The organism is Paenibacillus abyssi, from assembly GCF_014640295.1.
In the GTDB taxonomy this organism is placed as follows: Bacteria; Bacillota; Bacilli; order Paenibacillales; family Paenibacillaceae; genus Paenibacillus_D; species Paenibacillus_D abyssi.
In genome coordinates this window covers 309,239-329,250 of sequence record NZ_BMGR01000002.1, presented here as the reverse complement: position 1 = coordinate 329,250, position 20,012 = coordinate 309,239, and the positions used below count along the sequence as shown (strand labels likewise).

General features: G+C 48.1%; 17 protein-coding genes. 14 read left to right on the top strand and 3 right to left on the bottom strand.

The features are described from left to right. Window positions 1-396: 396 nt before the first annotated feature. The gene (locus IEW11_RS04025; protein ID WP_188529259.1) at window positions 397-1,716 is read right to left on the bottom strand and encodes an ArgE/DapE family deacylase; all 1,320 of its coding nucleotides are present in this window, start codon (window positions 1,714-1,716) and stop codon (window positions 397-399) included. Between the two features lie 332 nt (window positions 1,717-2,048). On the opposite strand from IEW11_RS04025, the gene IEW11_RS04020 reads away from it, so the two are divergent. Next, window positions 2,049-3,752, top strand: a complete 1,704-nt coding sequence (locus IEW11_RS04020; protein ID WP_188529257.1) for a methyl-accepting chemotaxis protein — start codon at window positions 2,049-2,051, stop codon at window positions 3,750-3,752. A 59-nt stretch (window positions 3,753-3,811) separates the two neighbouring features. Here IEW11_RS04020 and IEW11_RS04015 read toward each other — a convergent pair whose 3' ends face one another. Both IEW11_RS04015 and IEW11_RS04010 read right to left on the bottom strand, forming a co-directional pair. Beyond that, window positions 3,812-4,111 (bottom strand): putative quinol monooxygenase, encoded by a 300-nt coding sequence (locus tag IEW11_RS04015; protein WP_188529255.1) that lies wholly within the window; start codon window positions 4,109-4,111, stop codon window positions 3,812-3,814. A 129-nt stretch (window positions 4,112-4,240) separates the two neighbouring features. Then, window positions 4,241-4,789, bottom strand: coding sequence for a cupin domain-containing protein (locus IEW11_RS04010; protein ID WP_188529506.1), 549 nt, complete (start codon window positions 4,787-4,789; stop codon window positions 4,241-4,243). A gap of 266 nt (window positions 4,790-5,055) precedes the next feature. Here IEW11_RS04010 and IEW11_RS04005 point away from each other — a divergent pair, with 266 nt between their 5' ends. The 13 genes from IEW11_RS04005 (at window position 5,056) to IEW11_RS03945 (ending at window position 19,972) form a co-directional block, all read left to right on the top strand. Further along, window positions 5,056-5,451, top strand: a complete 396-nt coding sequence (locus tag IEW11_RS04005) for a DoxX family protein (protein ID WP_188529253.1) — start codon at window positions 5,056-5,058, stop codon at window positions 5,449-5,451. 6 nt (window positions 5,452-5,457) lie between these two features. Further along, window positions 5,458-6,111 carry an alpha/beta hydrolase gene (locus IEW11_RS04000; protein WP_188529251.1) on the top strand — a complete coding sequence of 218 codons (654 nt, stop codon included), beginning with the start codon at window positions 5,458-5,460 and terminating at the stop codon, window positions 6,109-6,111. A gap of 11 nt (window positions 6,112-6,122) precedes the next feature. Further along, window positions 6,123-6,893 (top strand): dioxygenase family protein, encoded by a 771-nt coding sequence (locus tag IEW11_RS03995; RefSeq protein ID WP_188529249.1) that lies wholly within the window; start codon window positions 6,123-6,125, stop codon window positions 6,891-6,893. 133 nt (window positions 6,894-7,026) lie between these two features. Continuing rightward, entirely contained in the window at window positions 7,027-7,797 is a 771-nt protein-coding gene (locus tag IEW11_RS03990; protein WP_188529247.1) for a TerC family protein, read from the top strand. 145 nt (window positions 7,798-7,942) lie between these two features. Further along, entirely contained in the window at window positions 7,943-8,599 is a 657-nt protein-coding gene (locus tag IEW11_RS03985; protein WP_188529245.1) for a GntR family transcriptional regulator, read from the top strand. Window positions 8,600-8,920: 321 nt separating this feature from the next. Continuing rightward, window positions 8,921-10,399: a 4-hydroxyphenylacetate 3-hydroxylase family protein gene (locus IEW11_RS03980; RefSeq protein WP_188529243.1), complete on the top strand. Its 1,479-nt coding sequence runs from the start codon at window positions 8,921-8,923 to the stop codon at window positions 10,397-10,399. Continuing rightward, window positions 10,392-11,156 (top strand): DUF2848 family protein, encoded by a 765-nt coding sequence (locus IEW11_RS03975; RefSeq protein WP_188529241.1) that lies wholly within the window; start codon window positions 10,392-10,394, stop codon window positions 11,154-11,156. Before IEW11_RS03980 ends, IEW11_RS03975 begins: the two co-directional genes overlap by 8 nt. Then, window positions 11,122-11,472 carry a cupin domain-containing protein gene (locus IEW11_RS03970; RefSeq protein WP_188529239.1) on the top strand — a complete coding sequence of 117 codons (351 nt, stop codon included), beginning with the start codon at window positions 11,122-11,124 and terminating at the stop codon, window positions 11,470-11,472. The genes IEW11_RS03975 and IEW11_RS03970 overlap by 35 nt, the downstream gene beginning before the upstream one ends. A 105-nt stretch (window positions 11,473-11,577) precedes the next feature. Then, entirely contained in the window at window positions 11,578-12,402 is an 825-nt protein-coding gene (locus IEW11_RS03965; protein ID WP_229724943.1) for a cysteine hydrolase family protein, read from the top strand. A gap of 157 nt (window positions 12,403-12,559) precedes the next feature. After that, the gene (locus IEW11_RS03960) at window positions 12,560-13,555 is read left to right on the top strand and encodes a C-terminal binding protein (protein WP_188529236.1); all 996 of its coding nucleotides are present in this window, start codon (window positions 12,560-12,562) and stop codon (window positions 13,553-13,555) included. Between the two features lie 512 nt (window positions 13,556-14,067). Next, window positions 14,068-14,682: a DUF4912 domain-containing protein gene (locus tag IEW11_RS03955; RefSeq protein WP_229724956.1), complete on the top strand. Its 615-nt coding sequence runs from the start codon at window positions 14,068-14,070 to the stop codon at window positions 14,680-14,682. 17 nt (window positions 14,683-14,699) lie between these two features. Next, window positions 14,700-17,573, top strand: coding sequence for a 1,4-alpha-glucan branching protein domain-containing protein (locus tag IEW11_RS03950; RefSeq protein ID WP_188529232.1), 2,874 nt, complete (start codon window positions 14,700-14,702; stop codon window positions 17,571-17,573). Further along, window positions 17,570-19,972 carry a sugar phosphate nucleotidyltransferase gene (locus tag IEW11_RS03945; protein WP_188529230.1) on the top strand — a complete coding sequence of 801 codons (2,403 nt, stop codon included), beginning with the start codon at window positions 17,570-17,572 and terminating at the stop codon, window positions 19,970-19,972. Before IEW11_RS03950 ends, IEW11_RS03945 begins: the two co-directional genes overlap by 4 nt. Window positions 19,973-20,012: the final 40 nt, after the last annotated feature.

Genomic DNA, 20,012 nt, shown 5'->3' with positions numbered 1-20,012 from the left:
ACGGTTTATGTGATACTGAGGATGCATATTCGTTGGGCAGCTATGATGGATAGTCCTGGTAAACGCTTTCTTGAATCCCGAGATTGGGAACGCTTACTTATCAGGAGAAAAAAAGAATGTGACCTTGTTTTCTTGTTTTCAATGTTTCCGTAATATACCAGTTGACAAACTAAAAAGTTCTCAAACTGGTAAATCTAATATATGGCACATTCTTTTATCTGTCAACGTTAAAAGTACGACTTTATAAATCATTAAAAACATAATAAAAAGTATTAGTAAGATTTTTACAGTAAAAACTTGGAATATGGTAAATGTTCGACAGCATACAGAAAAGAGCAGGTCCATGCGTCATTGCATAGACCTGCTCTTTTTGTATGCCAGTTATCCGGTATTGACTTATCGCTCTGATTGCACGCCGCAAAAACGCACGATCGCTAATGAAAGAATCTTGACTGACGCAATGAGCTGCTCGATATCCATGTATTCATCCGGGCGATGCGCCCATTTGAGTTGCCCTGGTCCGAATACCATTGCAGGTGTATTGCTGAATTTATTGAACATCATCGCATCGCACGCTGCTTCAAACCCGCAAACCTTCGGTTCTTCATCCATATAAACAATAAAACTTTGCTTCATATCGTTGACAATCGGATGATCGAGCGGAATCTGCGTCGGATAAATCGGCCTCATGTCGGCCCGCTTAATAATCGGTGGATTATCTTTTAAATACCAGTCAAGGGATGCTTCCTTCTGGATGTGCTCCTCGAACGATTTCGTCACTTCATCCAGATCTTCTCCAGGCAGCACATCGATCCACAGCTCCATCTTCGTTTCATAAGGCACGCCTATAATCGCCGGATCGCCGGAAACAAAAGAATAAATGCTGTCAGCCATTGCAGGAGTCGGGAACAATACCGGATCGGAAAATAAGAGGTTATCTCTGGTTTGACGGTAACGAATTTCCTCGAATTCCTCGATTGCTTTTTTAATTCTGATGGCTTTATCCAGGGCGCTGACACCTTCCCACCAGAAGCTTTGGTGCGCTCCTACGCCAGGAACGGTAATCGTATAAGCTTGACCGCCTTTCGTGCCAGGCTCGATCTTTAAATCTGAAGGCTCCGTAACGATGGCCGCATCTCCTTCGTAACCTCTGAGAATACAAGCAAGCGTACCGTTATAACCTCCCAGCTCTTCATTGACGACGCTTTGAAGAATGACATCGCCCTGCAAAGTGATGCCGAGCTCCTGCAAACATTCCACCGCCATCGTCATCGCCGCGATTCCGCCCTTCATATCGACCGAGCCGCGTCCATATAACTTTCCGTCCTCGACGATACCGCTGAACGGATCATGCTTCCATAATTCATGTGGTCCTTCATCGACGACATCGCAGTGCCCGTTCAGGATTAATGTTTTACCGCCGCCGCTGCCTTTCCAGACACCGACCACGTTGGGGCGATTCGTATAATCAAGACCGGGCCACCATCCTTCATGCTCCTCAATTCCAGCTACTTCCGTCGGTTCAAATACATCAACAGTCAGACCCATTTCCTTATATTTGTTCGCCATGTACACCTGGACAGGACCTTCATCTCCGCCGGGTGGATGCGTTACACTTGGAATTCTGACCATATCCTGCAATAAAGCAATGATTTCTTCCCGCTTGGCTTCAACGCGCTGATGAATGCGTTCTTGCAATTCTTCATGTGAGCTCATGTTTCTCCTCCTTGGTGGCAACAAGAGTAACCGCTTTCTATTTTTGCACATTCACAATACAGAATATAAGCAAGGGTTGTCAATCTTTCTCATCTTTCCATATGACAATTGTCATAACGGATTGTTCTTCCGGATGTCAAACGGGAGCTTGGCATCATTCCCCAGGAAATTGCCCTGTTCGAGGATTTAATACACTACGTATCGACCGCCATTAATATGGGATATAACATTACATATTAAAATTTGTGATAATTACCATCAAACCCTAATCTTTCTCTATTATTTTGTCGAGAAATATTATATACGACAACAACTGATAAAGGGGACATCTAATGATCAGTCAAAAATTGAAATTACGGTTGGGCGCTAAGATCAATTTCATCGTTTTAGGAATTGTGTTGTTTTTGTCGATTGTAATTGGTGCTGTGGTTGTTCAACAGGTATCGGCGGGCATAAAAAATTTCGCCATTGAAAAGGCGAAAGGAGACTTGGAATTAAGTTACCGGTATCTCTCGACAAAATATCCCGGAGACTGGGCGATTCAAGACGGGAAGTTATACAAAGGGACAACGGTCTTGAATGACAATTTTGAGATTGTTGATGAAATCGGAAATGATACCGGTGATACAGTAACCATCTTCCAAGGGGATACGCGTATTGCTACCAATGTCATGGACGGCGGGCAGCGCGCTGTGGGCACCCAGGTTTCCGAAGCCGTAGCGGACGTAGTGTTACAGAAAGGCGAGAATTACTACGGAGAAGCCAATGTAAGGGGACACAGCTATCAAACCGCCTATATGCCGATTAAGAACGGCAGCGGTGAGATCATCGGCATTTATTATGTGGGCGCAAGCCAACAAATGATCAACACGACGATCAATTCATTTCTAACCGTGTTCATTATCGTTTTGGCGGCTGTTATGGTGCTTTCTGTTCTAATTACGTTATGGTTTACCAACCGGTTAAAGAAGCGGTTAACCGCCATTTCCAGTGCGCTTGCTCATGCCGGACGCGGAGACTTTACGACAGTCATTTCGGATAAATCCGGAGATGAGCTTGGTGATCTGGCAGTTAACTTCAATGATATGAAAGAAAACCTCAGCGGCATGATTCAGGAAGTGCTGCAAACCTCGGAGCAAGTGGCTGCTTCGTCGGAGGAACTCACGGCAGGGGCAGAGGAGTCCAGCAAAGCGACTGAGCATGTCACAAAGGTCATGCAGGATGTGGCAAGCGGCGCTGAAAGCCAGAACAGTATGGTGGAGGAAAGCGAAAAAGCGTTGGAGGAAGTAACGATCGGCATAACAAATATTGCTGAAAGCTCAAGTGACGTAGCGGAAAAAGGCAAATATGCAACGGAGAAAGCAAAGCAGGGCGGAGAATTTGTCGAAGATACCGTCAAACAAATCAATACGATCCACCAGTCGGTCATTTTGAGTGGGCAAGTTATTCAATTATTGGGTCAACGCACCAAAGAGATCGGAGAAATGTCCACGTTAATTACCGACATTGCTAACCAAACGAATTTATTGGCTTTAAATGCTGCGATCGAGGCGGCTAGAGCAGGTGAACACGGAAGAGGCTTTGCAGTTGTTGCCGGAGAGGTTCGGAAGCTAGCTGAGCAATCGCAGCAATCATCGGCGCAAATCTCAGAGATGATTAATGAAATTCAAATCGATATGGAACGTTCCAGTGATTCCATCAACCAAGTGAAGTTTGAAGTTCAAGGCGGATTAGCAATCGTCAATAAAACGCAGGAAAGCTTCATGGAGATTGTCACGTCAATGGAGCAAATTGGCGCACAAATTGATGAAATGGCGGCAACGGCGCAGCAAATGTCCGCAAGCGCACAGCAGGTTTCCGCAACGGTCGCAGGCATCACAACCATCTCGAAGGATAATGCCCTGCACTCCCAGAATGTTGCGGCCTCATCTGAGGAGCAGCTGGCATCGATGGAGGAAATTACAACTTCGGCAGCCGCCTTGTCCGGCATGGCCATGAAGCTGCAGGATTTAATGTCGAAATTTAAGGTGAACTAGCACCTAACAAAAAACCACTCCATTTCTTTTCTTGGAGTGGTTTTTTCGTTAGGTGCGGCTTAGGAAACCGTTGTTCCGGATACTTCGTGGACTTTAACCTCTGGCGCTGCCGCCAGAAAATCGTCCAGTGTTTCTGAAAACGCTTTAAAATGCGGCTCTTGATGATGCAGATCTAAAATTTCCTGGCTCTCCCACTCTTCGAGGAAGAGGAATGCATTCCGAATTTCCGTATCCTCATACATGCGGTAGCTGATGCAGCCCTTCTCTTCTTGTGATGAAGTGATTAAATCCTGTACGCCAGCCAAAAATTCATTCCGTTTCTCTTCCTTGATCTTGATAATAGCCGTTACTACAATCATGCAGATCCCTCCGGTAATAGAATAAGACTTTCTACAGAAAAATACGTACTTTTAGCGTTTTCCCTATAAAGTATACCATGATTTACACAATCATTCTATTTGGACCGAGGAGCTTGAGCTTGGGGTTTGTCACATATTTTCATCCGGGTGAACTTCCCGATAGACTGCAATGAGGACCAGAGCGGGGTCTTTGCCGGTATTTGTTACTTTATGGGGAACGCTGGCATTCCAGCTGAAGGAATCGCCTTCTTCCAGGACAGCTGTATCTTCCCCTTGTTCCGCCAAAATCTTTCCTTTTAAGACGAAATGGCATTCCTCACCCTCATGAGCATGGGGATTTTCTCCCGTTGTCGCGCCGGGGGGAAACTCAACGATCATCATGCGCAGGCCGCCTTTAGCCGAGAGATGTTCTACCTTTAACTTTTCTTTGCCTGTTGTCGTAAGCTGCCGCTCTTCTTTCCGAATAACATGCATGCGCTGCTCGTTGTGCAGCAGCAAATAAGGAAGAGGTACCTTTAGAAAGGCGGCTATGTTCTCTAAAGTAGCAATGGATGGGGAGGTTTTATTGTTTTCTACATTACTGATAAACCCTTTGGACAGGCCGGTACCATCGCACAGCTGGGGGATGGTTAGTTTTTTTCGTTTCCGGATCGCCCGGATTGTCGCACCTATATCCATCATAAGTCGCTCCTCGGTTTTTTGTTAGAAATATTATATTCATAATACCAAAATAACGATTGACATTTCAATGCGGAAGTAGTAACTTAAAGTTATTAAATATGAATTAAAGTTTTCTATATGAATACTTTTAAAAGGGGAGAGAAAGATGAAATAGCCTTTTATTTTTGGATAATGGTTTTGTAATAAGAATAAAATATTTTTATTACACGCAAGTCATAAATGGAAGCAAAACAAATATAAATCACAAAGTGAGGGGTATAAAAATGAGATTGAAATCAGCAGCTACGATTATGAGAGTGATATTAGGTATTATTTTTATGGTGCACGGGATCGACAAATTGCAGATGGGCCTTGGCAATGTGGCCGGATGGTTCGGCAGTATCGGCCTTCCTGAATTTTTAGCTTATGTTGTTGCGCTGTTGGAGCTAATCGGCGGAATATTGTTGATTGTCGGTTTTGCATCCCGCTACGTATCGATCGCATTCATCGTGATCATGCTCGGGGCTATCATTACCGTAAAACTTCCGATTGGATTGCTTGGGAACGGCCAAATGGCCGGTTATGAGCTGGATCTTGCCTTGATGGCATTGGCGGCCTACTTCGCAATTGCGAATGAGCACGGATTTGGAATCGATCAGTTTTTTAAAAGTAAAGGATGATATCCGATGTCTACGCCGTATATTTACGATGTGCAGCTGCCTGAACACTATGATCCTGCTGTCAAGTATCCAACCGTGTTTGCTTTGCACGGGCTTGGATCGAATGAACATAATATGATAGGCTTGTTAGGTGGATTAAAAAGTGATTTTATTGTGATCAGTCTTCGTGGACATCTTACGCAAGGCAGCGGATACGCCTATTTCCACATTAAAAGCATCGGCAATCCGGTTCGCGAGCTGTTCGATCAATCGATGCAGCGGCTGGAAGATTTCATAAACTATGCTACCGGCAAATATGCCGTTGATCCTGGCCGCCGCTATCTTCTCGGCTTCAGCCAGGGGGCTATTCTTTCGATGTCGCTTGCTCTTCTGATGGGTGAGAAAATCAAAGGGATCGTAGCCTTGAACGGTTATATTCCCGCCTTCGTAAAAAGTGAGTACAAGATTCAACCGGTGAAGGATCTGTCTGTTTTTATATCTCATGGTGAGGTGGACCCCATATTTCCTAAGCAGCTGGGGGATGCCAACTATGCGTATTTCCGTGAAGCTTCGAATCATGTCACCTATAAAACGTATCCAACGGGCCACGAGGTTTCTTTCGACAATAAGCGGGACTTTACGCTCTGGCTGCAGCAGGATGCGATCACATCAACATCATAAGGAGAATGGATATGATACCGTCATTTTTTATCGGTCATGGAGCGCCATCGCTTGCATTGGAGAAAAATGATTACACCGACTTTCTAAAGCAGCTGGCTCCCCAGCTGCCAAAACCAAGAGCGATTGTGCTGTTCTCCGCACATTGGGAGAGCAGGCAGCAGCTGGTGTCCGGTGCCGCATCGTACGAAACCATCTATGACTTTTCCGGCTTTCAAGACGAGCTGTATCAGATGCAATACCCTGCTGCCGGAGATTTGGCAATCGCAAGCGAAGTGCAGGCATTGTTCCAACAAGCGGACATTGCCGCAGCAATCGACACCAATCGGGGATTGGATCACGGAGCCTGGGTCGTATTGCATCTGCTCTATCCGCAAGCGGACATTCCAGTCATCGCATTATCTGTAAACCGCTATCTGTCGAATGCGGAGCAATATAAGATCGGTCAGGCGCTGTCTTCCCTCCGGGAAAAGGATATATTGATCATCGGCAGCGGAGGTACTGTGCATAATCTGCGGCGGTTGGAGTGGGGAGCTTCCCACATCAACGAATGGGCTGCGGAATTTGACAACTGGTTGGAGGAGAAGCTGAACGCATGGGATACGGAAGCCTTATTCCAATACGATCAGATCGCTCCATACGCAAAGGAAGCAGTGCCTACGCCGGAGCACTTCATCCCGCTGTTGCTGGCGATGGGATCCGGTGATACGAACAAAAAGGCGACTTTACTGCATCGCAGCTATCAGTACGGTAATTTAAGTTTAAGCTGCTGGAAATTTGAGTAAGCCGGAATTGGCAACGCCATTGTTACCTTTACCGCATGGTAAAGGTATTCCTTTTATAAAATCAGGATAAAATACCTTTGCCGCAGTCATTTGGGGTGAAGGTGTTTTTTTTGTTCCAGAAAGGAGATGGCGTATGAACACCGCTTTACTATTGGAGTATGGCTGGGTGTTGTTGGTCCTTATCGCACTTGAAGGGATTCTTGCCGCAGACAATGCCTTGGTCATCTCGATCATGGTTAAACACTTGCCGGAAAAGGAGAGAAAGAAAGCTCTATTTTACGGTCTGGCCGGTGCGTTTGTTTTTCGATTCGCATCGCTCTTTATCATATCGTACCTTGCCAATGTCTGGTATGTGCAAGCGATCGGCGCCGCGTATCTGATTTACATTTCATTGAACCATTTGATTAAGCGTTTGTTCGTGAAAAAAGAAGTTCACATGAAGAGGGCGGCGAAGAAACAAGAACATTTTTGGGTCACCGTGTTGAAGGTAGAGCTTGCTGACATCGCCTTTGCGGTGGATGCGATATTAGCTGCGGTAGCTTTGGCGATCACATTGCCGGCTACGACTTTGCCGAATATAGGCGGGCTCGATGGAGGGCAATTTCTGGTGATCTTAACCGGCGGAATAATTGGGTTGGTCATCATGCGATTTGCAGCCTCCTACTTTGGCAATCTCCTCGTGAAGAGGCCGGGTCTGGAAACGGCGGCATTCCTGATTGTAGGATGGGTGGGCATCAAGCTGGCCGTTTATACGCTCTCTCACCCCGATATTGCCGTGCTGGAGCAGACATTTCCGAAAAGCACGATGTGGAAGGTCATTTTCTGGGGAATCTTACTGACGATTGCGGTCTTAGGATGGTTTTTGTCAAAGGAGAAGAAGATGCCCGAACCAGGGCATGCTTAATATGCAGACAACCAGCAACCACTCCATTCGAGAGAATAGGGGTGGTTTTTATTTATTGGCTTCGCCGATTGAGGCCGCAGTGGTTGACGAGAGAAAATTTACCGATGTACAATGTATACATTAAGAAGTGGAATGGGGAGTAGAGATGTCGAAATTCAATTTAAAACCAATCGATAGACAGCTGACGACTAAGGAAAGAGTATATAAGGAAATTAAGGATGTCATTTTGAACGGTCATATCTCGTCGGAAGAAATATTCACTGAAGTGAAAATGGCCAATTTGTTAAATACCTCAAGAACCCCGGTGCGCGAAGCGCTTCAAGATCTAATCAAAGAAGGGTTGATCTTTACGATCCCGCGCAAAGGCATGGCGGTGCGCAAAGTAACGGAAAGCGAGATCGAACAAATATTTTTGCTCAGAACCTCTATTGAAAGTGAAATCATCCTAAAGTTAACCGAGATCATCACACCCGAGCAGTTGGAGGAGCTTCATCAAATCTGTAACGAGCAAGAAGAAGCGATGTCGCAGGACGATGAAATTACGTTTATTAAGCTGGACCAATGTTTCCACATGAAACTTACAAAGCTTGTTGATTACCAGCTGATCGAGCAGGTTCTTTTGAATCTCCATAATTTATCACAGTTGATTGGGCTTAGAGCGATTAAGAAAAGCAACAGAATGATGGAAGTGCTGGCTGAGCATCGTGAGATTATCAAAAGCATGGAGATGAAGCATGGTGAACTGGCTGCTAAAAGCATGATGGATCATTTGAACAAAACCAAAAACTCGGTAAAAAACTAACGAATCCTACAGTAATTTTGGATAATGTGTAATATAAACTGACATATACCATGAAAAACCTGCTCATAAAATCAAATACATTATTTTGTGTTATATATATTGACATAAAGATCAACATGCAATAATATCGTAGTTAACAAAGTAATCCGTTATCTCCGATTTATTTTTTATTATTTTATGTACACACAATACATTGCTTATTGCTTCTGCCGACTTAAAGCTCGATGACGAGGTGAAGGAAGCGATCGTGAATCTTTAGACCTTTGTGTATACACAATACATAAAGCGGATGATGTATCTCATGACGAGAGGAAGATCGAGATGGTTCGAAGCGGCAAACAGTACATGGAATCATTGCGGGATGGCCGGAACATTTACATAGGAGGGGAACGTGTTGAAGACGTAACAGCACATCCCGCATTCAAAGGTGTCGTACGGACGTTCGCCGGGTTGTACGATATGGCCGCCGATTCTGCTAACGACATGACCTATCTCACGGAAGACGGAACAACCGCCAACAAAATCTTTATGATTCCACGCAGCAGTAGTGATTTGGAGGAACGCCGCCAAGCCATGTCCCGTTGGGCGGAGACCACATGCGGTTTTGCAGGCCGCAGTCCGGATCATGTGTCGAGCTTCTTGGCCGGATTTGCCAGCCATCCCGAGGTGTTTGGAGAGAGAGCTGCCAATGTGCTCGATTTTTACCGTTACGCAAGGGATAACGATTTATTCGTCACCTATGTCATCATTCCGCCGCAAGTCGACCGCAGTAAGGCTGCGCATGAGCAGGATGAGAAGTTTTTACCGGTTGGCGTATTTAAGGAGCTGGAGGACGGGATCATTGTCCGGGGCTCCCAAATGTTAGGAACGAGCGCGGCGGTCAGCGATTATCTATTGTGCAGCTGCATTTCTCCGCTGCGGGCGGGAGACGAAGATTATGCAATTTCCTTTGTATTGCCGGTCGGTTCTAGAGGCTTGAAGCTGTATGCGCGCCCGAGTTACGCAGCAGACAAACCAAGTGTATATGACTATCCGCTGTCGACCCAGTTCGATGAGAGTGATGCTTTGGTCGTATTTGACGATGTATTTATTCCTTGGAAGCAGGTGTTTGTCTACAAAGACATCGAAGCCACGCGCGCGCAGTTCCACGAAACGCCGGCCCACCTGCTCGGCAACAATCAGGCGCAAACGCGTCTGAGCGTAAAGCTGAAGTTCGTCATCGGGGTAGCCAAGAAAATTACCGAAATGAACGGAACGGACAAATTCTCACAGGTTCAAGAGCGTTTGGGGGAATTGGCCTCGCAGGCAGCTGTTGTCGAGGGAATGCTGCTGGCTTCCGAGTATAAATGCTTGATTGACAAAAATGGGGTAGCTCGCCCCAATCCCCGCTTTCTGTACGGCATCGTAGGCATGCAGGACTCCATCTATGCCTCGGTGATCCGCATCTTGCGCGAGCTGGTTGGCGGCGGCGTGCTGCAGGTTCCGTCTTCCTATAAAGAATTGGTTAATCCGGAAACCGAAGCAGATATGCGCAGATATATACGCTCATGCTCGGTGGGTACAGAGAAGAAAATACAATTGTTGAAGCTGGCCTGGGATATTATCGGCTCCGAATTTGGCGGCCGCCATCAGCAGTACGAAATGTTCTATAACGGTGCGCCGTTTGTGGTTAAAGGTTATTCGTTCCGCAATTACGGGTACGGGGAGCCGGTTAACATGGTGGAGCGTTTCCTTGCAAGCTACGGGCTGCCGGGCGCCAATCCTCTTCCCGAGGTGAAAGCGGCGGGGATGAGTGGATAAGGATACTTTAATCGATACATCAAGAGAGGGTGTGATTGCCGAGATGGAGTTTCAATGCGAAGGAAGGACCATCAACTGGGCGCCTGAGCGATTGGTCATCGCCGGTTATACAGGGAAGGATCAGGCATCTGTACGCAAGCATATCCAAGAGCTTGAAACGCTGGGCGTACCCGCTCCTAAGCAGGTGCCGATGCTGTATGATCTCTCGCCTGAGCTGCTGCAAACCTCGGAGAGCATGCGCGTTGTGCGCAACGATAGCAGCGGGGAGGCGGAGGTGGTCCTGCTCGACATCAACGGAGTATGGTATATCGGCCTTGGCAGCGACCATACGGACCGGGTGCTAGAGACGGTATCCGTCCAAAAATCTAAGCAGGTCTGCGCAAAGATCATCTCAAAACAATTGTGGACCCTGGATTCGATCATGAAGCACTGGGATGAGATTGAGCTGAAAAGCTGGGTTCAGGAGAATGGCGTGGAGACCGTATACCAAAGCGGATCATTAGGTGCTTTCCTGGGTCCTGAGCATCTGCTTGATCTTGTAGCCAAGCGGGGATATTTGAGCTCCAATATGGCGCTCTATTGCGGAACGCTTCCGCTGAGAAGGGAGACGTTCCACTTTGGAGGCACATTTAAGGCGGAGCTGTTTGATCGCAAGAACGACAGAAAAATAACATTTACCTATGAGACAAAGCTGCTGAAGGATGCAGAGGAGGAAGAGCAATATGGCAAAACCGGAACTGGAGTTTATGGATTATAAGCTGTTTGAAGAAGTGCCGTTTTCCAAGGTGGAAGGACTGTCGGAACGTGTGATCGCGCATGACCCGGAGACGGGAGCGGCCACGAGAATTCTCATCTTCGCTCCTGGCACGGATACGAGCCCCAATGGTGTGCAGATCCATGATTTTTGGGAGGAGCTGTATATTATTGAAGGCTCGATTATCGACCTGACGTTGAACCGGGAGTTCACTGCCGGCATGGTCGCCTGCAGGCCGCCTGGCATGGAGCACGGGCCTTGGAAATCGCCGGATGGCTGCAAAACATTTGAAGTGAGGTATTACGCAAAGGGGCAATAATTCAAAGGCATCAGACTTTAAAAACCCGGAATAATTGTCGTGGAGAAGAAGCAGGAACGGTCTCTGCGGCATTATAAAATAAGCAAGCCAAGGAGGATGTTGAAAATGACAAGCAAAGTAGTGTCGGATTTCTTGAGCATGTATAACCGTACAGAGGAAGAGCTGCTGACGCCAGAGCAGTTAGAGTCTAAAGGTGTATTTTCGGGGGAGAAAGAGTTTATCGAATTTGCGGAGAGAGATTACAACACGGACAAACATTGGACCTTCGAGATTAAGAAGGAAGAGTGCGCGCTGCTGGTTATCGATATGCAGGAGGATTTCGTTAATCCATCCCACCCTATGGCCGTTCCGGAAGCCTACCGTATGGTCCCCCGCATGAAAAAAATGATTGAGGCGTGCAGAGAGCAAGGCGTGCCGGTTATCTTCACCGCACATAATATCGCAGAAGATTGCAATCATGGGTTCTATGAATTTTGGGAGCCGATCAAGAACGGGGCGATCAAAGAAGGCACGCCGGGTGCAGATATCTACAGCGGCATCTATCCTCTGCCGGGCGAGCGGGTCATCCGGACAAAGCATGCGTACTGCTCATTCTCCGGAACCGATTTGGACTATGTATTGCGTAATTTAGGGGTCAAAACGCTTATCATCTCCGGGACGTTAACAAACTTCTGCTGCGAGTCGACGGCCCGTACCGGTTACTTCTTGAATTACAATATCGTGTTTGGCGAAGATATCAATGCAACGGACAGCGCGCTCGCGCATGAAGCGACGTTGCGGACGATGAGAAGAGGCTTTGGGCGCGTCATGCCGGGCGAACGGATTGCCAGTGCGCTCAAGGATGGAGATGCGCTGTATCAAGAGGCTGTACAAGCGAGAGCAGAATTGAAGAATAACGCGGACGATGCAAGGCTGCTGCGGCAAGCATAGGAAGGGCGGCGTCTTACAGGGTAGTGCAGGAACCACAAGCAAATAAATGCATTTATTGGCCAATACCGGATAAGGTATTGGTCTTTTCATTGTTGGAAGAAGAAGGTACACTGTTCCTAGTATTGGAATTTTGATGCTCATGGAGGAGGGAAGCCTGTTGGCGAAGTACAACGTTGTGATTACCGATTATGAATATGCAAGCTTGCAGATTGAAGAGGACATTCTCAAGCAGCTGGATGTGGAGTTTATTAAAGCGCAATGCCGTACCGAGGAAGAGGTCATCCGCGCTGCGGAACATGCGGACGGGATATTGAACCAATATGCTCCGATAACGAGGAAAGTGATTGAGAGCTTGAAGAACTGTAAGGTCATTTCCCGTTATGGCGTCGGCGTCAATACGATTGACTTGGATGCGGCGACCGAAAAAGGGATTGTAGTATCCAACTGCACCGACTACTGCCTTGATGAAGTTGCGGATCATGCTTTGTCCCTTCTGCTTACTTCCGCGCGGAAAGTATCGCTGCTGGACAGATATGTGAAAGCTGGCGTCTGGGAATATAAAAAGGCGGTGCCGATCTATCGTTTAAGGGATCGGGTGCTGGGATTAGTAGGGTTCGGAAAGATCCCGCAAAATCTTTGCCTGAAGGCCCAGGCATTAGGCTTAAAGGTTGTGGCCTATGATCCGTTTATGTCTGAGGAGCTGGCAGCAGAATATAACGTCGAGCCCGTCGATCTCGATACTTTATGTCAAATGTCGGATTACATATCCGTCCATGCGCCTTTAATGAAGTCCACCGAGGGGCTGATCGGGGAGGGGGAGTTCAGCCGGATGAAGCCGGAGGCTGTCATCATTAATACGTCCCGGGGCCCGGTTATTGATGAAAAGGCTTTAATCCATGCACTGCAGACCTCGCAAATCGCCGGTGCCGCACTGGATGTGCTGGAGCAGGAGCCGATCGCCGGGGACAATCCGCTGCTTGGCATGGAGCAGGTCATCTTGAGCCCGCATGCGGCCTGGTATTCCGAAGAATCGGAGCAGGAGCTGAAACGGAAGGTTGCCCAAAACATTGTAGACGTGCTGTCAGGCCGTTATCCGGCATACCTCGCCAATCCGGCTGTGAAGCGGGCCGTAACCCTGGGCGAGAAATTGTAGCTGCAGGTCTCTTAGTTATTCAAGGATGTAAACGCTTCAGTAGCCATACCGCTTAGCCTAAACATGGGGGTGTCCCCTAAGTCACCGAGGTGACTTAGGGGACACCCCTTTTTCATTTTTGTTCCCGCGGGACATCTTGTCCGCATTGTCAATGATGCAGTTAATCGGTTGTTCATTCGGAGAACGCTTGTACGGATGCAGCGCAAAGAAAAAACAGGCAGGGTGCTCTCAAAGGCAGATGTCGAATGATCGAGGCGTTTCCCCTGCCGGAACCGGACGTTCCACCGCATATCATTTAAATTCGCCAAACCCCGTGAGACAACTTATAAATGAAAGCGCTCCAACGCCTTGAATGTGAAAAATTCGCCAATAAATTATTACAAAAAAACGGAAAATCCCGCAGACGGGTTTCGGCAAACTTATCAAATCGGTTGTTGTACACTTTTAACTAGTGCAGCGTGATCACATTGGCACACTGAAAATACTGGTATGGGAGGATTATTTAGTTGGAAATGACGACGATCATGAAATTACTCGAATCCGGGAAAACGCAAAGGGAAGTGGCGGAACAATTGGGGGTGCCGATTGGGAGGCTGAAGTATCATCTAACGAAATTTCGCAGTTCAGAAACGGCTAAGACGAGCCATCGGCAGAACGGCTGGACGGAGGATACGTTGATTGACGAGCGCTATGGCGCGGATCAGTTAACTGCACTGCCAAGGAACCCTAATTCTCTCTATTTGTACTGGGAGCTGACTCCGGAGCGGATCCGCATGGTGGAGGAGCATTTGAATTGCGGTTGGAATGTCCTGCCCAAAATATTACGCGTCTATGATGTCTCATTTGTTCACTTTACGGGGGACAACTTTAACCGCTATTGGGATTTCGGCATTTATGGAGACAGCAGCAACTGGATTATTAATGGGGTCGCGCAAAGCTGCTCCTATATCGTTGATTACGGGACAACCACAATCGATGGGAGATTCATAACGATCCTGCGTTCGAATATAGCTAAAACACCACCAAGAGAGCCCCAAACCGATGGGGAATATAGATGGGTACCAATGGAGCTACTCCACGGCAGATCCGAAACCGGCCAGTCGGTTGAATACATCCAGGCAGAATAGAAGGGGGAGCTGCTCAGATGGCACAAGGGTATTTATCACTCGTTTTACACGCCCATATACCGTTTATCCACCACCCGGAGAGTGAGGAATATATGGAGGAGCGATGGTTGTTTGAAGCCATCACGGAAACCTATATTCCGCTTCTCGATGTATTCGAAGGGCTGGCTGCGGATGGGGTTGATTTCCGCATTACCTTATCGTTAAGCCCGACGTTATTGTCGATGCTGGCAAAGCCAATGCTGCAGCAACGATATTTGAGCTATTTGAACAATCTGATTTCACTGGCTGAACAGGAAAATGTGCGGACGAAGGATGATGAAAAGGTCAACCCGCTTGCAAGCCTGTACCTGATCCGGTTTCTTCATACGAGAGAGCGTTATACGGAAGCTTTTAATGGGGATCTCATTACAGCTTTCAAACGGTTCCAGGATTCCGGCCATCTGGAATTGATCACTTCTTCTGCCACCCATGCCTTCTTGCCTTACGTAAAGACGGAGCAGGCTTTACGTTCGCAGATTGCGAATGCGGTTCGTATACATACCTCTTATCTAGGGAAAGCGCCCCGGGGCATATGGCTGCCGGAATGCGGCTTTATCGAAGGAATCGACCGAATCTTACATGAGTACGGCATTGCATTTTTCTTTACCGATACACACAGTGTGGAGCACGCCAGACCCCAGCCGGTCCACGGCGTCTATGCCCCCGTTATTACCCCGCATGGAGTGGCCGCATTCGCAAGAGACCACGAAACATCCAAGCAGGTATGGAGTTTGCTGGAGGGATACCCTGGAGATCACGACTATCGGGAGTATTACAAAGATATTGGGTACGATCTGGATTACGAATACCTCAAACCGTATTTGCATGCATCAGGCATTCGCCACAATACAGGGATCAAATATTACCGCATTACCGGCAACGATCAGCCGAAGGAGCTGTATCATCCGGAGTGGGCGCGGGAGAAAGCGGCCCGGCATGCGGGCAATTTCATATTTAACCGGGAGAAACAGGTGGAATACCTGCGCGGACAAATGGGCCTCAAACCGATTATTGTCGCCTCTTATGATGCCGAGCTCTTCGGCCATTGGTGGTATGAGGGACCGCTCTGGATCGATAATCTGTGCCGCAAGCTTCATGATAACCAGGAAACGGTCAAGATGGTGACACCAGCGGAATATTTGCGTGAGTATCCGGAAAATCAACAGTGTGATCTGACCTTTTCCAGTTGGGGAAGAGGGGGTTATGGGGAAGTATGGCTCGGACAATATAACGAATGGATCTACCGGCACCTGCATCATATGGAAGAGCAGATGATCGAGCTTGCCGACCGCTTCCCGGATGCTGCCGGTATTAAGCGAAGAGCCTTGAATCAAGCGGCGAGAGAGCTGCTCCTTGCGCAAAGCAGTGATTGGGCATTTATTATGGACGCCAGAACGATGGTCGATTACGCGGTTAGGCGGACCAAACAGCATATCGGGAGATTCCGCCGGATATATGATGATCTAATCAAGGACACGCTGGATTCAAAATGGCTGAAAGAAGTGGAGCAGCGGGATTCACTTGCTCCTGATCTCGATTATAGAATCTACTTGTCCGGGTGGCCTGCAGATAAAGCGCCGGCTGCTGCCGCAGCAAAACAACATAATGGGCTAAAAGTGCTCATGCTGTCCTGGGAGTTTCCGCCAATGGTGGTTGGAGGCTTATCCAGACATGTGTATGACTTGTCACAAAAGCTCGTTTTGCTGGGGGTAGAGGTGCATGTCATTACCTCGCATGTCAACGGATATCCGAGCTATGAGATCAATCAGGGTGTTCACGTTCATCGCGTGAGGACCTATCAGGCCAAAGATCTGAGTTTTATGGATTGGATATTCCAGCTTAATCTGGCAATGACGGACTACTGTAATCATTTGATCACACGTTACGGTCCGTTTGATCTTATACATGCGCATGATTGGTTGGTGTGCCAAGCTGCGAAAACGCTCAAGCATAAGTTCCAGCTGCCGTTGATCGCCACGATCCACGCCACGGAGCATGGGCGCAACCAGGGCTTGTATACAGAGCAGCAGCATACGATTCACCATTTGGAATGGCAGCTCGCCTATGAAGCGAAGCGTGTCATTGTATGCAGCAGTTATATGGAGCATGAAGTCGTAAAGCTCTTCAGCCTGCCGCAGGGCAAGCTGGATGTTATTCCTAACGGAGTGGATCCGCGGATGTTCCAAGCGGAAAAGTCAGATGCCGATATTAGAGAGCATTTTGCGATGCCCCAAGAAAAGATCGTTCTTTTCGTCGGACGGCTGGTACGGGAGAAGGGTGTACATACGCTGCTTGAAAGTATTCCCGCTGTATTGGAAAGCTGTCCGGAAGCCAAATTTATCATCGGCGGGAAAGGGCCGATGCTGGAAGAGCTTCAGCTGACAGCCAAGGGACTGGGAATTGAGTCCAAAGTGTTCTTTGCCGGATTTATTACTGATGAGCTGCGGAATCAACTGCTTCAGATGGCTTCAGCAGCAGTATTTCCAAGTCACTACGAACCGTTCGGGATCGTCGCGTTGGAAGCGATGGCGGCCGGTGCTCCGGTCATTGTATCCGGCGTAGGCGGACTGCATGAGATTATCAACCACGGTGAGGATGGCTTCACTGTGCTTCCGGGAGATGCCTTGTCCTTATCACAGCATATGATCAAGATGCTGAAGCAGGAAACGATGGCCCAATCTATGGTCCAAAAAGCGCTGCATAAAGTGAATACGGTCTATAACTGGGAACGGATTGCAGCGCAAACTTGCGCAGCGTATAACGAATTGTTAGATCGAGGAGCGGGCGGCTTCTTTTACCGGGAGCTCGCCGCAGCCGGGGAAAATATTGTACTTAAGGGGGATGAACGATGAAAGCTGTAATTATGGCAGGTGGAAAGGGGACCCGTTTGCGCCCTCTTACCAGCAATACACCAAAACCGATGGTACCTTTGTTGGATCGCCCTGTAATGGAATATACAATTGAGCTGCTCAAAAAACACGGAATTAGAGACATCGCTGTCACTGTGCAATATTTGCCCGAAGTGATCCGCAATTATTTCGGGGATGGCTCCGAATTCGGCGTGCGATTGCATTATTTCGAAGAGGACTGCCCGCTTGGTACGGCCGGAAGCGTGAAGAATGCGGAGGAGTTTCTGGACGAAACCTTTATTGTAATCAGTGGAGATGCCTTGACGGACTTTGATCTGAAGAAAGCGATCGACTTCCATCACGATAAGAAAGCGGCGGCTACGCTAGTGCTGACGCATGTGGAGAGCCCGTTGGAATTTGGCGTCGTCATGACAGATGAACACGGGGAGATTATCCGGTTTCTTGAAAAGCCGTGCTGGGGGGAAGTATTCAGCGATACGGTAAATACGGGCATCTATGTGCTTGATCCGGAGATTTTTCAGTACTTTGACCGCGGACAGGAATTTGATTTCAGCAAAGACCTGTTTCCGTTATTAATGCAGCATCACCGTCCGTTGTACGGTTATGTTGCGGAAGGGTACTGGTCGGATATCGGCAACTTATCCCAATACCGTCAAGCCCAGTTCGACATGCTGGATGGCAAAGTCGAGGTCACCATACACGGGGTGGAGGTCGCGCCTAAAGTATGGGCGGGGGATAACGCAGTCATCGATCACGGCGCCTCATTAACAGGACCTGCGTATATTGGAAGCGGCTGTATCATTGAGGAAGATGCCCAGGTGAACGAATATACCGTTGTGGGCGCCGGATCGCGAATCATCCGTTCCGTCTCTTTGGAACGTTCTGTCTTATGGAAGAACAATTATATCGAAAGGCGTGCTGAGGTTAAAGGAGCAACCTTGTGTAACAACGTGGTTCTGCGTTCCGGAGCTAAGATTGATGAAGAAGCGGTCGTGGGAGACGGAAGCCAGATTGGAATGAAAAGCTTCGTCCAGGCCGGCATTAAGATTTATCCGGGTAAAATCATAGAAGATCATACATCGGTCAAATGCTCCATTATTGTCGGGGAGCGGGTTTCCCGCAATTTGTTCGGGCAATTGGGTGTCAAAGGCACCTGCGGCATAGATATGACGACGAACTTTACGAATAAGCTGGCGATGGCTTTTGGTACAACGCAGTTGATCGGCACAACCATTGGCGTCGGCCACGATGCATCTCCGTTTGCCGCCATGCTTGCCGAATCCTTCGTGGCTGGACTGCATGCCTCCGGTATCCACACGTATGATTACGGTGCCGTGACTACCCCTGTATCCCGGCTTGCCACCTGCCATATGGATTGCGCAGGCGGTATTCATATTCGAATGCTGCCTAGTGAAGATGACGAGCAATTGGTGATTGAATTTATGGATGAATCCGGACTTCCCATCAGCAAGGCGATGGAACGAAAAATCGAAAATGCATATCATCAGGACGACTTCCGCCTCATAAAGCTTTGCCAAGTGGGCAGAACAAGGGACTGCCAAAATGTTCGAATCTTATACAGGGAGCAGCTGCTCCAATTAGTGGAAGGCAATATGCAAGGTTATACGGTCGTACTGGAGTATGATTATCTCAACCTGCATCAGATTATGCCGGAGCTTCTGGAGTCCTTGGGCTGCAGAGTGATCCAGCTTAACCGCATGACATCGACCCCTTCCGAGCTGGCACGTTGGGTGCAGGCGACCGGTGCGGACTTAGGCATCCGGCTCGACGGAAATGGGCAGCTTACCGTTTTGGTAACGAATGAAGGGGAGGTTGTATGCGCTGAAATCTTGTCTGTACTTCAACTCATGATCCAGATTCAGAGCAGTGATGCCATGGCGCTTCACGTAGCGGTAAACGCTCCGAATATTGCAGAGATCTTAGCTGCGCAGTACAATAAGCAGGTCATACGCACCAAAGCCGATCCGCGTTCGATCATGGAAGGGTGCCAGGATCATGGCTTCCATGTGTATTGGGATGGGCTGTATACATTAACCCATATTATGCAGATCATGGCCAAGAAACAGATGAGCCTTGCTGAACTGATCGGCATGATCCCTGATTTTACGCTGTTGACGAAGAAGGTGGCCTGCCCATGGAACGACAAGGGAAGAGTGATGCGCTTTTTGATGGAGCAAACCAAGGGACAGCAAGTGGAGTTAATCGATGGCATCAAGATTATCCAAGACGAGGGCTGGACGTTAATCCTGCCGGATAGCGACGAGCCGGTATTCAAGGTGTTTGCCGGCAGCGTTAACCAGCAGGTAGCGGAGCAATTAGCGGCAACGTATACGAAGATGATTATTGAATGCCGGGGATAAACGACGACATAACATGGAGCAGGCTGATCATTGCGGGGGA